Below are 15977 nucleotides of genomic sequence, written 5' to 3'. Positions count from 1 at the left end.
GAGAATTATCTCGTGGCAGTTTGACAATTGTCAGCGGGAGGAGCTGGCAAGGCCGACCAAGGCCTGCAAAGGGAGGAGCACCATGTTCAAATTCGCATTGAAGCGCCGTCAGGCGCTGCTGGGCGCACTTGCGCTCGCCGCCGCGACGTCGCTGTCGCAGCCCGCCGCTGCCATCACGCCGGACGAAATCAAGGCCAGAGGCAAGCTCATCGTCGGCATCCAGGGTGACAATCCGCCCTGGGGTTTTGTCACCAGTGCCGGCAAGCAGGACGGTTTTGACGCCGAAATGGGCGCCTTGTTCGCCAAGGAGCTCGGCGTCGAGGTCGAATTCGTCCCGCTGGAAGTCAACAACCGCATTCCCGCGCTGACATCCGGTCGCGTCGACATCCTGTTTGCGACGATGGCCATGCTGCCGGATCGCGCCAAGGCCGTGCAGTTCAGCCAGCCCTATAATGCCAATGCCATCGTTCTGATCGGCCCCAAGGACAAGTCGATCAAGACCAACGAAGACATGGCCGGCCTGACGATCAGCGTCGCCAAGGGTGCTGCCCAGGACACGCAGGTGACCAAGAATGCACCGCCCACCGCCACCATCCGCCGTTATGACGGTGATGCTGCCAGCGTTCAGGCGCTTGCTTCCGGCCAGACGGATGCGCTCGGCGGCAACATCTTCTATCTCGATCGCGTCGAAAAGGCCGTGCCCGGCAAGTTCGAAAACAAGCTCGAGTTCCAGAAGCTTTATAACGGCGCCTGCACCCGTCTGGGTGAGAAGGAGCTCAACGTCGCGGTGAACGCGTTCATCGACAAGATCAAGACCAATGGCGAGCACAAGAAGATCTACGACAAGTGGATGAAGGTGCCGGTGCCGGAATTCCCCAAGAGCCTCGAAGGCATTTCGTTCACGGCGAACTGAGCAAGAAAAGTCCCCCTCTGGCCTGCCGGCCATCTCCCCCACAAGGGGGGAGAAAACCTGCCGCATTCGCCTGCCTCGATTGGGCTTCAGCGGATCGGCTGGGTTAAGCCCTCCCCCTTGTGGGGAGGGTGGGGAGGGGTCTTCTTCAAGTGTTGGACCTGCCTGATCCGTCAGTACGTCCGTGCCAACACCGGCCGCCGTTCCCGGCGGCGGTTATCAAGGCATTCACTGCCCGGAGCATTGCAATGAGCAAGACCATATTCGTGCTCAACGGTCCCAACCTCAACCTTCTGGGCGAGCGGGAACCGGAGATCTATGGCACGACGACACTCGCCGACATCCGCGACGCCTGCCATGCCAAGGCGGAAAGCCTCGGCTTCTCGGTCGATTTTCGGCAGACGAATTTCGAGGGTGAACTGGTGGAGTCCGTCCATCAGGCGCGCCGCGAGGCCTGCGGCATCATCATCAATCCGGCGGGCTACACGTTCACGTCCATCGCACTTCTGGATTCGCTGAAGATGTTCGATGGCCCCAAGATCGAGCTGCATATCTCCAACGTGCATGCCCGCGAAAGCATCTACCACAACTCGCTGATCTCCCGCACCGCGACCGGCATCATGATCGGTTTCGGCGCGCGCGGTTATGAGCTCGCCATCGAGGCGATGGCCGGAATGGTCAAGCCATCCTGAGGCCTATCTGCAGGAAACGCCATGAACTACACATTGGATTTTACACCGGTCATCGATGGCCTTCCGGATCTGCTGACGGCTTGTCTGGGCACATTCACGCTGGCGATCTGCGGCATGCTTCTGGCCACCGTCATCGGCATCGGCGGGGTCGTGCTTCGCCAGTCGCCGATCAAGGCGCTGCGCTGGCTGGTCATCGGTTTCGTCGAGATCATCCGCAACACGCCGTTTCTGGTGCAGATCTTCTTCATCTATTTCGCGCTTCCGCTCGCCGGCATCCGGCTGGACCCGACGCCGACGGCCATCATCGCGCTCGGCATCAATGGCGGTGCCTATGCGATCGAGATCATTCGCGGCGGCGTGCAGTCCATCTCGAAAGGCCAGATGGAAGCCGGGCTGGCGCTCGGTCTGCACAAGGCGCAGGTGTTTCGCCTGATCATTCTGAAGCCGGCACTGCGGGCGATCTATCCCTCGCTCACCAGCCAGTTCGTGCTGCTGACGCTGTCCACCAGCATCGCCTCGGCCATCTCGGCCTATGAGCTGACCTCGGTATCGCAGCGGATCGAATCCGACAGCTTTCGCAGTTTCGAAGTCTATTTCACCGTGACGGCTTTCTACCTCGTCATATCCTGGGTGATGATGCGCATCTTCGCGTTCTTCTCGGCCCGTTATTTCGCCTATCCGGTCAAGTGAGGAGAACGGCACCATGGGTCGCGATGAATTTCTCTTCCTTCTGATCGGTCTGAAATGGACCGTTGCCCTGTCGATCGTCGCCTTCATCTGCGGCTCTATCGCAGGCCTTGCCGTGGCGCTGGCGCGCACATGCGGCATCGCCATCATCGAGCGTGTGACCGCCGGTTACATTGCGGTGTTTCAGGGTACGCCGCTGCTGATGCAGCTCTTTGTGGTCTATTACGGACTGGCGCTGATCGGCATCAAGATGGATGCCTGGGCCGCCGTCTCCGTCGGCCTGACTTTGCATGCCAGTGCCTATCTGGGTGAAATCTGGCGCGGCTCGATCGAGGCTGTGCCGCGAGGGCAGACGGAAGCCGCCAAGGCACTTGCGCTGCGTTATGTCTCGCGCATGAAAGAGGTCGTGTTGCCGCAGGCGATCCGCATCTCGCTGCCCGCGACGATCGGTTTCCTCGTGCAGTTGATCAAGGGCACCTCGCTTGCCTCGATCGTCGGGTTCACCGAACTCACCCGTGCCGGCAACATCATCTCAAACCAGATCTTTCAGCCGATCACCGTCTTCGGCGTCGTCGGCATCCTCTACTTCCTGATGTGCTGCCCGCTGACGATCTATGGCGCCCATCTCGAACGCAAGTTCGCGACCGAGGTCCGCTGACCGTGACCCCGACCGTTTTCTCTGCTGCCCATGCCGGCAAAATTTTGGAGTTTTACCCATGACCCAGGCCGCGATCCGCACGGATGTTCCCGAGCAGATGATCACCATGACCGGAGTCGGAAAATGGTATGGAGCCTTTCAGGCGCTGCACAATGTCGACATCACCGTCAACAGAGGTGAAAAGATCGTCCTCTGTGGCCCCTCGGGCAGCGGAAAATCGACGCTCATTCGCTGCATCAACCATCTCGAAGCTTATCAGGAAGGCCAGATCCATGTTGGCGGGATGTTGCTCGGACATCAGGCGAAGACGATCGACGCGGTGCGCCGCGAGGTGGGCATGGTCTTCCAGCAGTTCAACCTGTTTCCGCATCTGACCGTCTTACAGAACTGCATGCTGGCGCCGGTCAAGGCGCTGGGCCTCAGCAAGGCCGAAGCGGAAGAGCGGGCGCGGCAATTGCTGGAACGCGTGAAGATTTCCGAGCAGGCGGAAAAATATCCGGCCCAGCTTTCCGGCGGCCAGCAGCAGCGTGTCGCCATCGCGAGGGCGCTGTGCATGCGCCCGCAGGTGATGCTGTTCGACGAGCCGACCTCGGCGCTCGACCCGGAAATGGTCAAGGAAGTGCTCGATACGATGATCGCGCTGGCCGAAGAGGGCATGACGATGATCTGCGTCACCCATGAAATGGGCTTTGCCCGTCAGGTCGCCGACCGCGTCATCTTCATGGCCAGCGGCGCCATCGTCGAAGAGGCGCCGCCGGCCGAATTCTTCTCCAATCCGCAGCACGAACGCACCCGCAAGTTCTTGGGCGAAATTCTCGGACGGCATTGATGCCGTCCGCATTCCATTCACGTGTCAGGAGCGATCTCATGTCGCGGCCGGAAGGTAAAAGCCGATGATCAACGGCAATACGAAACTCATCGCGCATCTCGGCTTTCCGACGCACACGTTCAAGGCGCCGCTGATCTACAATCCGTATTTCGAAAAGAACGGCATCAATGCTGTCGTCGTGCCGATGGGCTGCCGGCCGGAGGATTTTCCGTCTTTTCTGAAACACGTGTTTCGACTTTCCAATATCCATGGCGCTCTCATCACCATGCCGCACAAGATCACGACCATGGCGCTGCTCGACGTGATCTCCAAAAATGCCCAGGTGGCCGGCGCCTGCAATGCGGTGCGTCTCAATGCCGACGGCGCCTTGGCCGGCGACATGTTCGATGGCGAAGGTTTTGTTCGCGGGCTTGTGCGTCGGGGGCGAAAAATCGAGGGCGCCCGCGCAGTCATGGCCGGTGCCGGCGGCGTGGGTTCGGCGATTGCCGCCTCGCTTGCCAATGCCGGTCTGTCGGAACTGGCGCTCAGCGATGCCTCCGCGGTGATGATGGACGGTCTGGCCGATCGGCTGCGCCTCCATTATCCGGCGCTGCAGGTGCAAACCGGAATTTCCGACCCGGTTGGTTATGACATCGTCATCAATGCAACGCCGCTCGGCATGAACGACAATGATCCGCTGCCCTTCGATGTGTCGCGCATAGCCCCCTCGGCCTTTGTCGGCGAGGTGGTGCTGAGCCGGGAAATCACGCCCTTCCTCGCCGCCGCCAGCGCGCGCGGTTGTCAGTATCAGGTCGGCACCGACATGCTGTTCGAGCAGATTCCCGCCTATCTGGAGTTCTTTGGCCTGCCGACGACAAGCGCCGAGGAACTGCGCGCCGTCGCGAGACTGTGAGGACAAGACGATGATCTATTCCCCGCAAAGGATCGGCCTGATGGGGGCCGGCCTTATCGGCCGCGAACATGCCGTTCTGCTTTCCAAAAATCCCGGGACGGAACTGGTCGCCATTGCCGATCCGGCGGATGCGGCAGCGGTTATGGCCGCCGAATTCGGCGCGCAGCATTATGTCGATTTCCGCCGGATGCTGGATGAAGAGCGTCTCGATGGTGTGATCATTGCCCTGCCGAACGCGCTTCATGCCGATGCGGCGATTGCATGTCTGGAGCGCGGTATTGCCTGTCTGGTGGAAAAGCCGATCGCCGACACGCTGGAGGCAGCATTGCGGGTGGTCGAGGCTGCCGAGCGCACGGGTGTCCCGGTGCTGGTCGGCCATCAGCGCCGCCACAGCCCGGATATCGCCAAGGCACGCCGGATGGTGGCGGGCGGCGAACTGGGCAGGCTGGTCGCCGTCAACGCCATGTGGATGGCGGATAAGCCGGACGCCTATTTCGATGCGGCATGGCGACGCCAGTCGGGCGGCGGGCCATTGCTCATCAATCTCATCCACGACATCGATTGCCTGCGGTTCATCTGCGGCAATATCGAAGAGGTCATGGCCTTCACCTCGAATGCGGTGCGTGGCTTCGAGGTGGAGGATACGGCGAGTATCAGTGTCCGCTTCACCTCCGGTGCGCTGGCAACGATGGTGATGAGCGATGCGGCGGTCTCGCCATACAACTGGGACACGGCGGCCGGGCAGGCGCTGTATTTTCCGCACCAGCCGGAAAATGCCTATTTCTTTTCCGGCACCAAGGCCGCGCTGGCCGTTCCCGGTATGGACCTTTGGCGACATGAAACCGAGGACGGGCACTGGCAGCATCCGCTGGTTCGCCGCCACATCACGCTCGATGGCAGTCGTGCCTATGACAATCAGCTTGCGCATTTTATTGAGGTTATCGCACGACGTGAGAAACCGCTCGTTTCCGCGCGCGACGGCATGACCACATTGGCAAGCGTGCTGGCAATCAGCAGGTCCGCGGCAGAAAGGCGGCCTGTCAGGCCCTCGGAAATGCTTGGCTGACTGTCACGATCGGCCGCCTTCGAGGCTGGCTGCAGCGGACGATGGCTTTGATCCCTCGAATAACGGATCGTTTCTGATTGGCGTATTTCGCGCCGGATTCCGGCGACGGAGTGGCCGCGTCGTCAGGCGCTGTCGCGCACCATCAATTTTCCTGCAAATAGCCGATCGAAATCACGGTCTTCCTCGCTGCCGAGAACCTTTACGAGATATTCGGCCATATCCGTCAGTGGCTGCCGGTAGGTGGTCAGCCGGTAATTGGCGCCTTCCGCCTGCGGCACGTCGTCGAAGCCGGTAATGGCAATGTCCTCGGGGATGCGCAGACCAAGCTTGTGGCGGATAACATCGGTTGCGCCGATCGCCAGCGCATCGTTTTCGCAGACAAGAATATCCGGCAGCCTCGCCCGCGGCCGATCACCAAGTGCGTCTTCGACAATGCCTGCGGCAAGCGAAGGATCATAGGCGGAAACGGAGACGGTTTCCGGCTCGTTGCCAAAATGCTGGCGCCAGTAATCGACAAACGTTTCCTTTCGCAGCAGGTGCGCCGACGAGGTGCGCGGACCCGCCAGAAACATGGGACGCCTGTAACCGCGTTCATGCACGTAGTTGGCAATCTCCTTCATCGCATGAACGTCATCGACCGCGATCGAGATCGTGTTCGGATTTTGCGATGTGCGGGCAAAGATGATCAGCTTGCGGAAGCGGCGGGCGTGCAGCGCGGTGTCGAGAACATCGTCATCGAACTGGATGCCGATCAGGATCACCGCATCGACCCGGCGCTGACTGGCGTTCAGAAGCGCATGGCCGGCATCGGCGCGGTCCAGCGTGTTGACCAGCAGGATATCCCAGCCTTCACGCCGGAGAATCCGCGTCAACCGTTCCATCATCACCAGCTTGTGGGGATTGGCAAAGTCGTCGATCAGCAGGGCCACCAGATTGGAGCGATCGGAGGCGAGGCTGGCTGCGCGCAGGTCCGGCACATAACCCAGTCGTTCTGCCGCAACCCGCACCTTTTCAAGACTTTTCGAAGAAATCGAAGCATCCTTGCGGAAGGCACGGTTGACCGTCCAGCGGGACACGCCGGCCTCGGCTGCGACGTCGTCTGCAGTGATGTTGCCCGCAAAGGCAGGTTTTTTTTCGTCCGGCATTTCCGCTCCCGAATCCTCTGGTGGACCGGCTGGCACCATTCATAGCGGGTTTTTCCGTTCGCCTGAAATTATTTTTGCTCCCGCGAGCAAAATGCTCTTGCTCGCGGGAGCAAAAATTGCAATGTTCAAATCAAGGGCGGTCGGGAGCTGCCTTTCGGGAGGATAACAGTGCTGAAAATCGGATTGCTCGGCGCCGGCCGTATCGGTCGTGTGCATGCCATCAATATTGCCGGTCACGCTCGCAGCCAGCTGGTTGCCGTGTCGGATGTTAACGAAGACTCGGCGCGGTCACTGGCCGACGCTTATGGCGCAAAGGCCGCCAGTTCGGATGCGATCCTGTCGGATGCCTCGATCGATGCTGTGTTGATCGCCACCTCGACCGACACCCATTCGGACCTGATGGAAAGAGCCGCTGCCGCCGGCAAGGCGATCCTCTGCGAAAAGCCGGTCGATCTGTCTCTGGAGCGGGCGCAGGCGTGCCTGGAAACCGTCAGCAAGACCGGCGTGCCGGTGATGATCGGCTTCAATCGTCGTTTCGACCGCAATTTCGCATCCATCAAGGCGTCCATCGCGGCCGGCGAAATCGGCAAGCCCGAGCTTCTGTCGATCACATCCTTCGATCCGGCCCCGCCGCCGGTGTCCTATGTCAAAGTGTCCGGCGGCCTGTTCCGCGACATGATGATCCATGATTTCGACATGGCAAATTTTCTGATGGGCGATGTGCCGAAGACGGTGCACGCCGCCGGCACCTCGATCGTCGATCCCGAGATCGGCAAGGCCGGCGATGTCGATACCGCCGTCGTGACGCTCACCTATGCCGATGGCCGTATCGCCGTCATCAAGAACAGTCGGCGTGCTGTTTACGGGTATGACCAGCGGGTCGAGATCCTCGGCTCCGAAGGTCTGTTGTCCGCCGGCAATGTGCTGGAGAATACGGTTTCGAAAGCGACCACGCAGGGCGTGATGAGCGCCAAGCCGGAGTTCTTTTTCCTCGAGCGTTACATGCGCGCCTATGCGACCGAATGGGATGCGTTTGTCGCTGCCATTCTCGATGGCGCTGCCATTCCGGTATCGCTCAAGGATGGTGTTGCCGCGCTCGCGCTCGCCGAAGCCGCGACCCAGTCGGTGAAATCGGGTCAACCCGTTTCTTTGGTTCGATAAGTCGGAAGGCGGCGGCGAATGCCGTCGCCACAAGAGATTGCTGCGGAGCAGGGGAGTGTGCCGCAGACTTTCGGTGCCGGTCCCGTGTGACCGGATGGACGGGGTGTCGGGGAGTGACACGCCGGAATTCACTTGGGAGGAAGTCATGAAGAAATTGCTTGCCGCAGCCGCAACGATTGCGCTCATTGCCGCTGCCAGCCCGGTGCTCGCCACCGATATCATCGTCGTCGCACATGGTCAGGCCAACGACCCGTTCTGGTCGGTGGTCAAGAACGGCGCCGAAAAGGCTGCCAAGGATACCGGCGTCAATGTCGAGTTCCGCTCGCCGGAAACCTTTGACATGGTGGCCATGGGCCAGCTGATCGACGCCGCCGTCAATCAGGATCCCGATGGTCTCGTGGTCTCGATCCCGGATGGCGATGCGCTTGGTCCGGCGATCAAACGCGCCGTGGATGCCGGTATTCCGGTCATCTCGATGAATTCCGGCTCGGATGTCGCCCACAAGCTCGGCGCCAAGCTGCATGTCGGCCAGTCCGAGTTCGATGCCGGCAAGGTGGCCGGTGCCAAGCTCGCCGAAATGGGCGGCAAGAAAGCCATCTGCGTCAATCAGGAGGTCGGCAACGTCTCGCTCGACCAGCGTTGCGCCGGCTTCGCCGAAGGTTTCGGCAAGAACGTGAAGGTGCTTCCGACCAGCAATGATCCGACCGAGGTCGAATCCAAGGTGCGCGCGGCATTGGAATCCGACAAGGATCTTGATGTCATCCTGTCGCTCAATGCCTCTCTGGTAGGCGAGCCGGCCGTGAAGGCGGCCCAGGCACTTGGCCGCGACAAGGTGCTGATCTCGACCTTCGACATGTCCGCCGGTTTCCTCAAGGATATCGCCGACGGCAAGGCCGCCTTCTCGATCGACCAGCAGCAGTATCTGCAGGGTTATCTGCCCGTCTCCTTCCTGGCGCTGCATGCGCAATACGGGCTGATGCCGGGTGGTGACGTTGCTTCCGGTCCGAACCTCGTGACCAAGGAAACCGCAGCGCAGGTCATCGAACTGTCCTCCAAGGGCATCCGCTAAGCACATCCTCTTCCGGGTCGCCGCAGTTTTTGCCGCGGCCCGGTCATCGATCCCAGGGGACAGACCCAGGAGACATATCCATGTCGACAGACACGCTGGCGCTTAGCGACGAGCGCATCAAATCCGAGCCTTTTCTCACCAAACTCATGAAACGGCCGGAACTCGGCGCAATCGGGGGCGTGGTCCTCGTCACAATCTTCTTCATGATCACCGCCGATCGCACGATGTTCACGCTGTCGGGCGTGATGAACTTCATGACGCCGGCAGCCCAGCTCGGCATTCTCGGCATTGCCGCGGCCATGCTGATGATCGGCGGCGAATTTGATCTGTCGATCGGTTCCATGGTTGCCTTTGCCGGCATGGTGTTTGGCGTCTTTGTCGTCAATATCGGCATGCCGCTTGTCATCGCCATTCCGCTGACGCTCGCTCTGGCCGCCGTACTCGGTGCCACCAACGGCATGATCGTGCTGCGCACTGGCCTGCCGTCCTTCATCGTCACGCTGGCGGGCCTGTTCGTGCTGCGCGGTGCAGCCCTTGTCGGCCTGAAACTTTTCACCGGTGGCTCGACGCAGCTGCGCGGCATTCGTGAAGCGGTGGAAGGCGATTTTCTGGCGCCGATCTTTTCAGGCGATGCCTTTGGCTTCATCATGCGCTGGCTGGCGGAAGCCGGCATCGTCGATAGTTTTAAATCGGGCGTGCCAAAGGTGCCGGGCATTCCGGTGGAAATCATCTGGTTCGTCGCCTTTGCCGCGATCGCCACCTATATCCTCCTGCGCACCCCCATCGGCAACTGGATCTTTGCGACCGGTGGCGATGCGCTTGCGGCGAAAAATTCCGGCGTGCCTGTGCGCCGTGTCAAAATCTCGCTGTTCATGCTGACGGCCATGGCCGCTGCGCTCGTCGCCATCATCACCGTCATCGATGCCGGTTCCACCGATGCCCGCCGCGGCTTCATGAAGGAATTCGAGGCGATCATCGCAGCCGTTATCGGCGGCTGCCTGCTGACGGGTGGTTACGGCTCGGCGATCGGTGCCTTCTTCGGCGCAATCATCTTCGGCATGGTCACGATCGGCCTGACCTACACCAAATTCGACCAGGACTGGTTCCAGATCTTTCTCGGCACGATGCTTCTGCTGGCCGTCATCTTCAACAACGTCATTCGCCGACGTGTGACCGGGGAGCGCTGAACGATGACCGCACCCATCATCCACATGGAAAACATCAAGAAGCACTATGGCAATGTCATTGCGCTCAACGGTGTGACCTTCGATCTACGTCCCGGCGAATGCCACTGCCTGCTCGGCGATAACGGCGCCGGCAAGTCCACCTTCATCAAGACCATGTCGGGCGTGCACAAGCCGACCGAGGGTTCGATCACCTTCGAAGGCAAGCCGCTGTCCTTCGGCAGCCCGCGCGACGCGATGGAGGCGGGCATCGCCACCGTGTTTCAGGATCTCGCGATGATCCCGCTGATGTCGGTGACGCGCAATTTCTTCATGGGGCGCGAACCGACCAAGGGCAGGGGCATCTTCAAGCGGTTCGATATCGACACCGCCAACGAGATCACCATGGCGGAGATGCGCAAGATGGGCATCAACCTGCGTGGTCCCGATCAGGCTGTCGGCACGCTTTCGGGTGGTGAGCGGCAGACCGTGGCGATTGCCCGCGCCGTCTATTTCGGCGCCAAGGTTCTCATCCTCGATGAACCCACCTCGGCGCTCGGCGTGCGTCAGACCGCCAACGTGCTTTCCACCATCAACCGCGTGCGCGAACAGGGCATCGGCGTGGTGTTCATTTCTCACAATGTCCGCCATGCGATGGCGGTCGGTGACCGGTTCACGGTTCTGAACCGTGGCCAGACGCTCGGCACCGCGACACGCGGAGACATCAATGCGGCCCAGTTGCAGGACCTGATGGCGGGCGGACAGGAAATGGCCGCGCTCGAAGGTTCGCTCGGCGGAACGATCTGAGGCATTTTTCATGGTACAGACTTCAACTCTCCCGGATCGTCCGCTTGGTATCGCGCTGATCGGCACCGGTTTCATGGGCAAGTGCCACGCCATGGCCTGGCGCAATGTGGCCGCCGTCTTCGGAGGTGCACATCACCGGCTGGAAATCCTGTCCGACGCCACGCCGGAGAGTGCGCAACGTTTTGCCGATCAGTTCGGCTTTGCGCGTTCCACGGCCGCTTGGCAGGAAGCCGTCGGCGATCCGAATGTCGATGTCGTCTCGATCACGGCGCCAAACGGCATGCACCGGCCGATGGCCGAGGCGGCGCTCAAAGCCGGAAAACATGTCTGGCTGGAAAAGCCGATGGCGCTGACGCTGGCCGATGCTCAGGCAATGGCCGCAACCGCCGCCGCCTATCCGCGCCAGGCAACGATGCTCGGTTACAACTATCTCAGAAGCCCCGCCTTTCAGGCTGCACGCAATCTGATCCGCGATGGCGGGATCGGAAAACCGCTCGCTTTCCGCGGGGTTTATGACGAGGATTATTCCGCCGATCCACTCCTCCCGTGGTCGTGGCGGATGACTCACGAAGGTGGCGGTCTGGGCGCGCTTGGCGATCTCGGCTGCCATCTCGTGAGCCATATGCTGGCGCTGATGGGGCCGGTGGCCGAAGTGGTCGCCCAGACCCAGGTTGCCATTCCCGCGCGTCCGTCGCCGGAGGGTCCCAAGCCGGTTGAAAACGAGGACAGCGCGCTGGCCATGCTGCGGTTTGCCTCCGGCGCGCAAGGCTCGTTTGCCACGTCGCGCGTGGCGCGTGGCCGCAAATGCAGGCTGCAATGGGAAGTGCATGGCAGCGAAGGCACGATCGTTTTCGATCAGGAAAACATGAATGAACTCTGGGTTCATCGTGCTGGCGAGGCGGGTTTCACCCGGCACCTGACCGGCCCGGATCAGCCGGATTTTGCCGCCTTCTGCCCGGCACCCGGTCACAACTTTGGTTTCAACGAACAGAAGGTGGTGGAAGCCCGCGATCTGCTTGTCGCGATTGCCGGCGGGCCGAATTCCGGTCCTGATTTCGGCCACGGGTTGGAGATCGAAAAGGTCATTCACGCCATGGCCGCCTCCAACGGCAGCACCATCCGCATCGAAAGGGTGACGACATGACGAAGACACTCGACGTCATCACGATCGGCCGCGCCGGTGTCGATCTGTATGGCGCCCAGATCGGTGGACGGCTGGAAGACATGGGCTCGTTCGAAAAATATATCGGCGGCTCGCCCACCAACATCGCCTGCGGCAGCGCGCGGCTTGGCCTGAAGACGGCACTGATCAGCCGGGTCGGCAATGAGCACATGGGCCGCTTCATCCTCGAGCAATTGAAGCGCGAGGGAGTTTCGACCGAGGGTGTAAAGACCGATCCGGAACGGCTGACGGCGCTGGTCATTCTCGGCATTCGCGACGACACCCAGTTTCCGCTGATCTTCTACCGCGAAAACTGCGCCGACATGGCGCTGTGCGAAGACGATATCGATGAGGACTTCATCGCCTCCGCCCGCGCCGTTGTCGTCACCGGCACGCATCTGAGCAATAACCGTACCGAAGCCGCCGTGCTCAAGGCGCTGACGCTCGCCCGCAAGCACGGTCTGCGCACCGCGCTCGATATCGACTATCGCCCCAACCTCTGGGGTGTCGCCGGTCATGGCGATGGCGAAAGCCGGTTTGTCGAAAGCGCCAGGGTCACGGCCCGTTTGCAGACAAGCCTGCACCTGTTCGACCTGATCGTCGGTACCGAAGAGGAATTCCATATTGCCGGTGGCTCGACGGACACGCTGGCGGCCCTCAACGCCGTTCGCAAGGTCAGCGCCGCGACGCTGGTGTGCAAACGTGGTCCGCTTGGCGCCACCGCCTTCGAACATGCCATTCCGACCAGCCTGGATGATGGTCAGAGCGGTCAGGGTTTTCCGATCGAGGTGTTTAATGTGCTCGGCGCCGGCGACGGCTTCTTTTCCGGGCTTCTGCGTGGCTGGATGACCGGCGAGGACTGGCCGACATCGCTGAAATTCGCCAATGCCTGCGGCGCCTTCGCCGTCAGCCGACATGGCTGCACGCCGGCCTATCCGAGCTTCGAGGAACTGGAATTTTTCCTGAAGCGCGGCGTCGTGCGTCCCGATCTGCGCAATGATGCGGAACTGGAGCAGCTGCACTGGTCGACCACGCGTCAGAGGCGGGTCGATGGCGACTGGTCGACCATGCGGGTGTTTGCCTTCGATCACCGTGTCCAGCTGGAGCAGATGCCCGGATACACGTTGCAAAAGGGCGCGGCCTTCAAGGAATTGTGCCTTCAGGCAGCGCTTCGCGTGCAGGCGGGCAAATCCGGTTACGGCATTCTCTGCGACAACCGCATCGGCCGGTCGGCACTGCACAAGGCTTCGGGGTCCGGGCTTTGGATCGGCCGTCCGGCCGAGTGGCCGGGGTCGCGGCCGCTGACGCTGGAACCGGAGCTGGGTACGGATTGCGGCACGCTGTCCGAATGGGCGCGCGAGGATGTGGTCAAGGTTCTGTGCTTCTGCCATCCGGATGACGATGCGCAAACGCGGGCGCAGCAGGAAGCGACGGTCAAGAGATTGTTCGAAGCGGCACGGCGCAACCGGCTGGAATTTCTTCTCGAAGTCATCCCGTCCAAGGTCGGACTAACGGATGACCACACGGTTGCGACGCTGATCCATCAATTTTATGCGGCCGGCATCTATCCCGACTGGTGGAAGCTGGAGCCGATGAAAACCACGGCCGGCTGGCGAAATGCCATCGCAGCCATCGAGGCGCATGACCGCCATACACGCGGCATCGTCGTGCTCGGCCTGGATGCGCCGGAAGCGGAACTGTCGACCAGTTTCGAAGTCGCGGCAGGTTTCGATCTGGTGAAGGGCTTTGCGGTCGGACGCACGATTTTCGGCGAGGCCGCCAAACGCTGGCTGGCGGGTGACATCACGGACGAGACGGCCGTTGACGACATGGCCAAACGGTACCAGCGGCTGTGCACCATTTGGGACACGGCACGCGAAAAAGCACAGGAGCAGGCGGCATGACCACGTTACGACTGACGGCGGCGCAGGCCATGGTGAAATGGCTCTCGGCACAGATGACCGAGGATGGCGAGCGTTTCGTCGATGGCGTCTGGGCGATCTTTGGCCACGGAAATGTCGCGGGTCTTGGCGAGGCGCTGCAGAAGGCCGGCAACAGCCTGCCGACATGGCGCGGCCAGAACGAACAGACCATGGCGCATGCCGCGATCGCCTATGCCAAGGCGAAAAAGCGTCGGCGCATTCAGGCGGTCACGTCCTCGATTGGGCCGGGCGCCACCAATATGGTGACGGCGGCGGCACTCGCCCATGTCAACCGACTGCCGGTTCTTCTCATTCCCGGCGATGTGTTTGCCAATCGCCGACCCGACCCGGTGTTACAGCAGATCGAGGATTTCGATGACGGCACCGTCTCGGCCAATGACTGCTTTCGCCCGGTCAGCCGTTATTTCGATCGCATCATGCGGCCGGAACAGCTTCTGACGGCACTGCCACGCGCTTTGCGCGTAATGACCGATCCGGCAAATTGCGGGCCGGTAACGCTGTCCTTCTGCCAGGATGTGCAGGCCGAAGCATATGATTGGCCGGATGCCTTTTTCGAGCCGAAGGTTTGGCGCATTCGCCGGCCTGAGCCTGACGCCCGAGATCTCGATGAGGTGGCGGCGCTTGTTCGTGCAGCGAAAAATCCCGTCATCGTCGCGGGTGGGGGCGTGATCTACAGCGATGCGGAACAGGATCTTGCCGAGTTTGCCACACACCACGCCATCCCGGTGATCGAGACGCAGGCCGGCAAATCGGCACTCGCCCAAAGCCATCCGATGAATTTTGGTGCGGCTGGCGTCGATGGTTCGGCCGCCGCCAATGCGCTTGCCCGCAAGGCTGATCTGGTCATCGGCATCGGCACGCGGTTTCAGGATTTCACCACCGGATCGTGGTCGCTCTTCGAGGCGAAGGACCGAAAACTCGTTTCGATCAACGTGCAGGCCTATGATGCCGACAAGCACGGTGCCATCGGCCTTGTCGCGGATGCCAAGGTTGCGTTGGCGGCACTGGGCGAAAAGCTGGGCGGCTATCGCGCGCCGGAATCCGATGCCGTGTCCCGTAGCGAATGGCTTGCCGCCGTCGATCAGCATTGCGCCGCACCGTCGCAGGAAGGTCTGTCGACGGATGCGCAGGTGATCGGCGCTGTACAGCGGGCAACGGGCGAAAACGCCATCGCCATGTGTGCGGCCGGCACCATGCCGGGCGCGTTGAAACTTCTCTGGCAACCGAGCCAGGGCGGCTACCACATGGAATACGGTTTCTCCTGCATGGGTTATGAAATCGCCGGCGCCATGGGTCTGAAACTGGCGAGGCCGGACCGCGAGGTGATCTGCTTCGTCGGTGACGGTTCCTACATGATGGCCAATTCGGAGCTGGCGACGGCGGTCATGCGCCGCGTGCCGTTCACCGTCGTGCTGACTGACAATCGTGGTTACGGCTGCATCAACCGGCTACAACGCGGCACCGGCGGCGAGCCGTTCAACAATCTCTACGCAGACTGCAATGTCGAGCAGCAGCCGGAGATCGATTTCGTCGCACATGCCGCGTCGATGGGCGCGGCATCCGTGAAGGCCAAGGACATTGCCGATCTCGAAGCGCAGATCGCACAGGCCCGTGGCCGCGATATCCCCACCGTCATCGTCATCGACACAGATCCAACCGATGGCCCTGGTTTCGGCGATGCCGGCCACTGGTGGGATGTCGCTGTGCCGGAAGTGAGCACCACCGACAAGCTGAAACAGACCTATGCGCGCTATCTGACAAGTGTCGCCAAGCAGAACACCGTGAATTGAGGA

15 protein-coding genes are annotated in these 15977 nt (G+C 61.3%); 14 read left to right on the top strand and 1 reads right to left on the bottom strand.

Annotated features, from left to right (window positions below; all coding sequences use genetic code 11):
- Positions 1–82 precede the first annotated feature (82 nt).
- The 7 genes from AAIH70_RS11950 (at position 83) to AAIH70_RS11920 (ending at position 5734) form a co-directional block, all read left to right on the top strand.
- Complete coding sequence (locus AAIH70_RS11950; RefSeq protein ID WP_132275683.1) at positions 83–913, top strand: transporter substrate-binding domain-containing protein; 831 nt, start codon at positions 83–85, stop codon at positions 911–913.
- A gap of 245 nt (positions 914–1158) precedes the next feature.
- Positions 1159–1602, top strand: coding sequence for a type II 3-dehydroquinate dehydratase (locus tag AAIH70_RS11945; RefSeq protein WP_132275686.1), 444 nt, complete (start codon positions 1159–1161; stop codon positions 1600–1602).
- Between the two features lie 21 nt (positions 1603–1623).
- Positions 1624–2292: an amino acid ABC transporter permease gene (locus tag AAIH70_RS11940; protein ID WP_132275689.1), complete on the top strand. Its 669-nt coding sequence runs from the start codon at positions 1624–1626 to the stop codon at positions 2290–2292.
- A 13-nt stretch (positions 2293–2305) separates the two neighbouring features.
- Positions 2306–2947 carry an amino acid ABC transporter permease gene (locus tag AAIH70_RS11935; protein ID WP_132275692.1) on the top strand — a complete coding sequence of 214 codons (642 nt, stop codon included), beginning with the start codon at positions 2306–2308 and terminating at the stop codon, positions 2945–2947.
- Between the two features lie 97 nt (positions 2948–3044).
- Positions 3045–3776, top strand: a complete 732-nt coding sequence (locus AAIH70_RS11930) for an amino acid ABC transporter ATP-binding protein (RefSeq protein WP_132275929.1) — start codon at positions 3045–3047, stop codon at positions 3774–3776.
- Between the two features lie 64 nt (positions 3777–3840).
- Complete coding sequence (locus tag AAIH70_RS11925; protein ID WP_132275695.1) at positions 3841–4668, top strand: shikimate dehydrogenase family protein; 828 nt, start codon at positions 3841–3843, stop codon at positions 4666–4668.
- Positions 4669–4678: 10 nt separating this feature from the next.
- A complete protein-coding gene (locus tag AAIH70_RS11920) occupies positions 4679–5734 on the top strand; it encodes a Gfo/Idh/MocA family protein (RefSeq protein ID WP_132275698.1) in 1056 nt (351 codons plus the stop codon).
- A gap of 122 nt (positions 5735–5856) precedes the next feature.
- Here the strand turns inward: AAIH70_RS11920 and AAIH70_RS11915 are convergent, their stop codons facing one another.
- The gene (locus AAIH70_RS11915) at positions 5857–6879 is read right to left on the bottom strand and encodes a LacI family DNA-binding transcriptional regulator (RefSeq protein WP_132275701.1); all 1023 of its coding nucleotides are present in this window, start codon (positions 6877–6879) and stop codon (positions 5857–5859) included.
- Between the two features lie 168 nt (positions 6880–7047).
- Between AAIH70_RS11915 and iolG the strand changes: the two genes are divergently transcribed.
- The 7 genes from iolG to iolD all read left to right on the top strand — a co-directional run bounded on the left by iolG (position 7048) and on the right by iolD (position 15974).
- Complete coding sequence (gene iolG, locus AAIH70_RS11910) at positions 7048–8040, top strand: inositol 2-dehydrogenase (RefSeq protein WP_132275704.1); 993 nt, start codon at positions 7048–7050, stop codon at positions 8038–8040.
- Positions 8041–8185: 145 nt separating this feature from the next.
- Positions 8186–9109 carry a sugar ABC transporter substrate-binding protein gene (locus AAIH70_RS11905; RefSeq protein WP_132275707.1) on the top strand — a complete coding sequence of 308 codons (924 nt, stop codon included), beginning with the start codon at positions 8186–8188 and terminating at the stop codon, positions 9107–9109.
- 80 nt (positions 9110–9189) lie between these two features.
- Positions 9190–10296 carry an ABC transporter permease gene (locus tag AAIH70_RS11900; protein ID WP_132275710.1) on the top strand — a complete coding sequence of 369 codons (1107 nt, stop codon included), beginning with the start codon at positions 9190–9192 and terminating at the stop codon, positions 10294–10296.
- A 3-nt stretch (positions 10297–10299) separates the two neighbouring features.
- The gene (locus AAIH70_RS11895) at positions 10300–11079 is read left to right on the top strand and encodes an ATP-binding cassette domain-containing protein (protein WP_132275713.1); all 780 of its coding nucleotides are present in this window, start codon (positions 10300–10302) and stop codon (positions 11077–11079) included.
- Between the two features lie 10 nt (positions 11080–11089).
- Positions 11090–12223 (top strand): Gfo/Idh/MocA family protein, encoded by a 1134-nt coding sequence (locus tag AAIH70_RS11890; protein ID WP_132275716.1) that lies wholly within the window; start codon positions 11090–11092, stop codon positions 12221–12223.
- Entirely contained in the window at positions 12220–14145 is a 1926-nt protein-coding gene (locus AAIH70_RS11885; protein ID WP_132275719.1) for a bifunctional 5-dehydro-2-deoxygluconokinase/5-dehydro-2-deoxyphosphogluconate aldolase, read from the top strand. The genes AAIH70_RS11890 and AAIH70_RS11885 overlap by 4 nt, the downstream gene beginning before the upstream one ends.
- Positions 14142–15974 (top strand): 3D-(3,5/4)-trihydroxycyclohexane-1,2-dione acylhydrolase (decyclizing), encoded by a 1833-nt coding sequence (iolD, locus tag AAIH70_RS11880; RefSeq protein WP_430034226.1) that lies wholly within the window; start codon positions 14142–14144, stop codon positions 15972–15974. The genes AAIH70_RS11885 and iolD overlap by 4 nt, the downstream gene beginning before the upstream one ends.
- The last annotated feature ends 3 nt before the right edge of the window (positions 15975–15977 follow it).

Source organism: Neorhizobium sp. BT27B, from assembly GCF_050455485.1.
GTDB lineage: Bacteria > Pseudomonadota > Alphaproteobacteria > Rhizobiales > Rhizobiaceae > Neorhizobium.
This window is presented reverse-complemented; position numbering and strand designations above follow the sequence as displayed.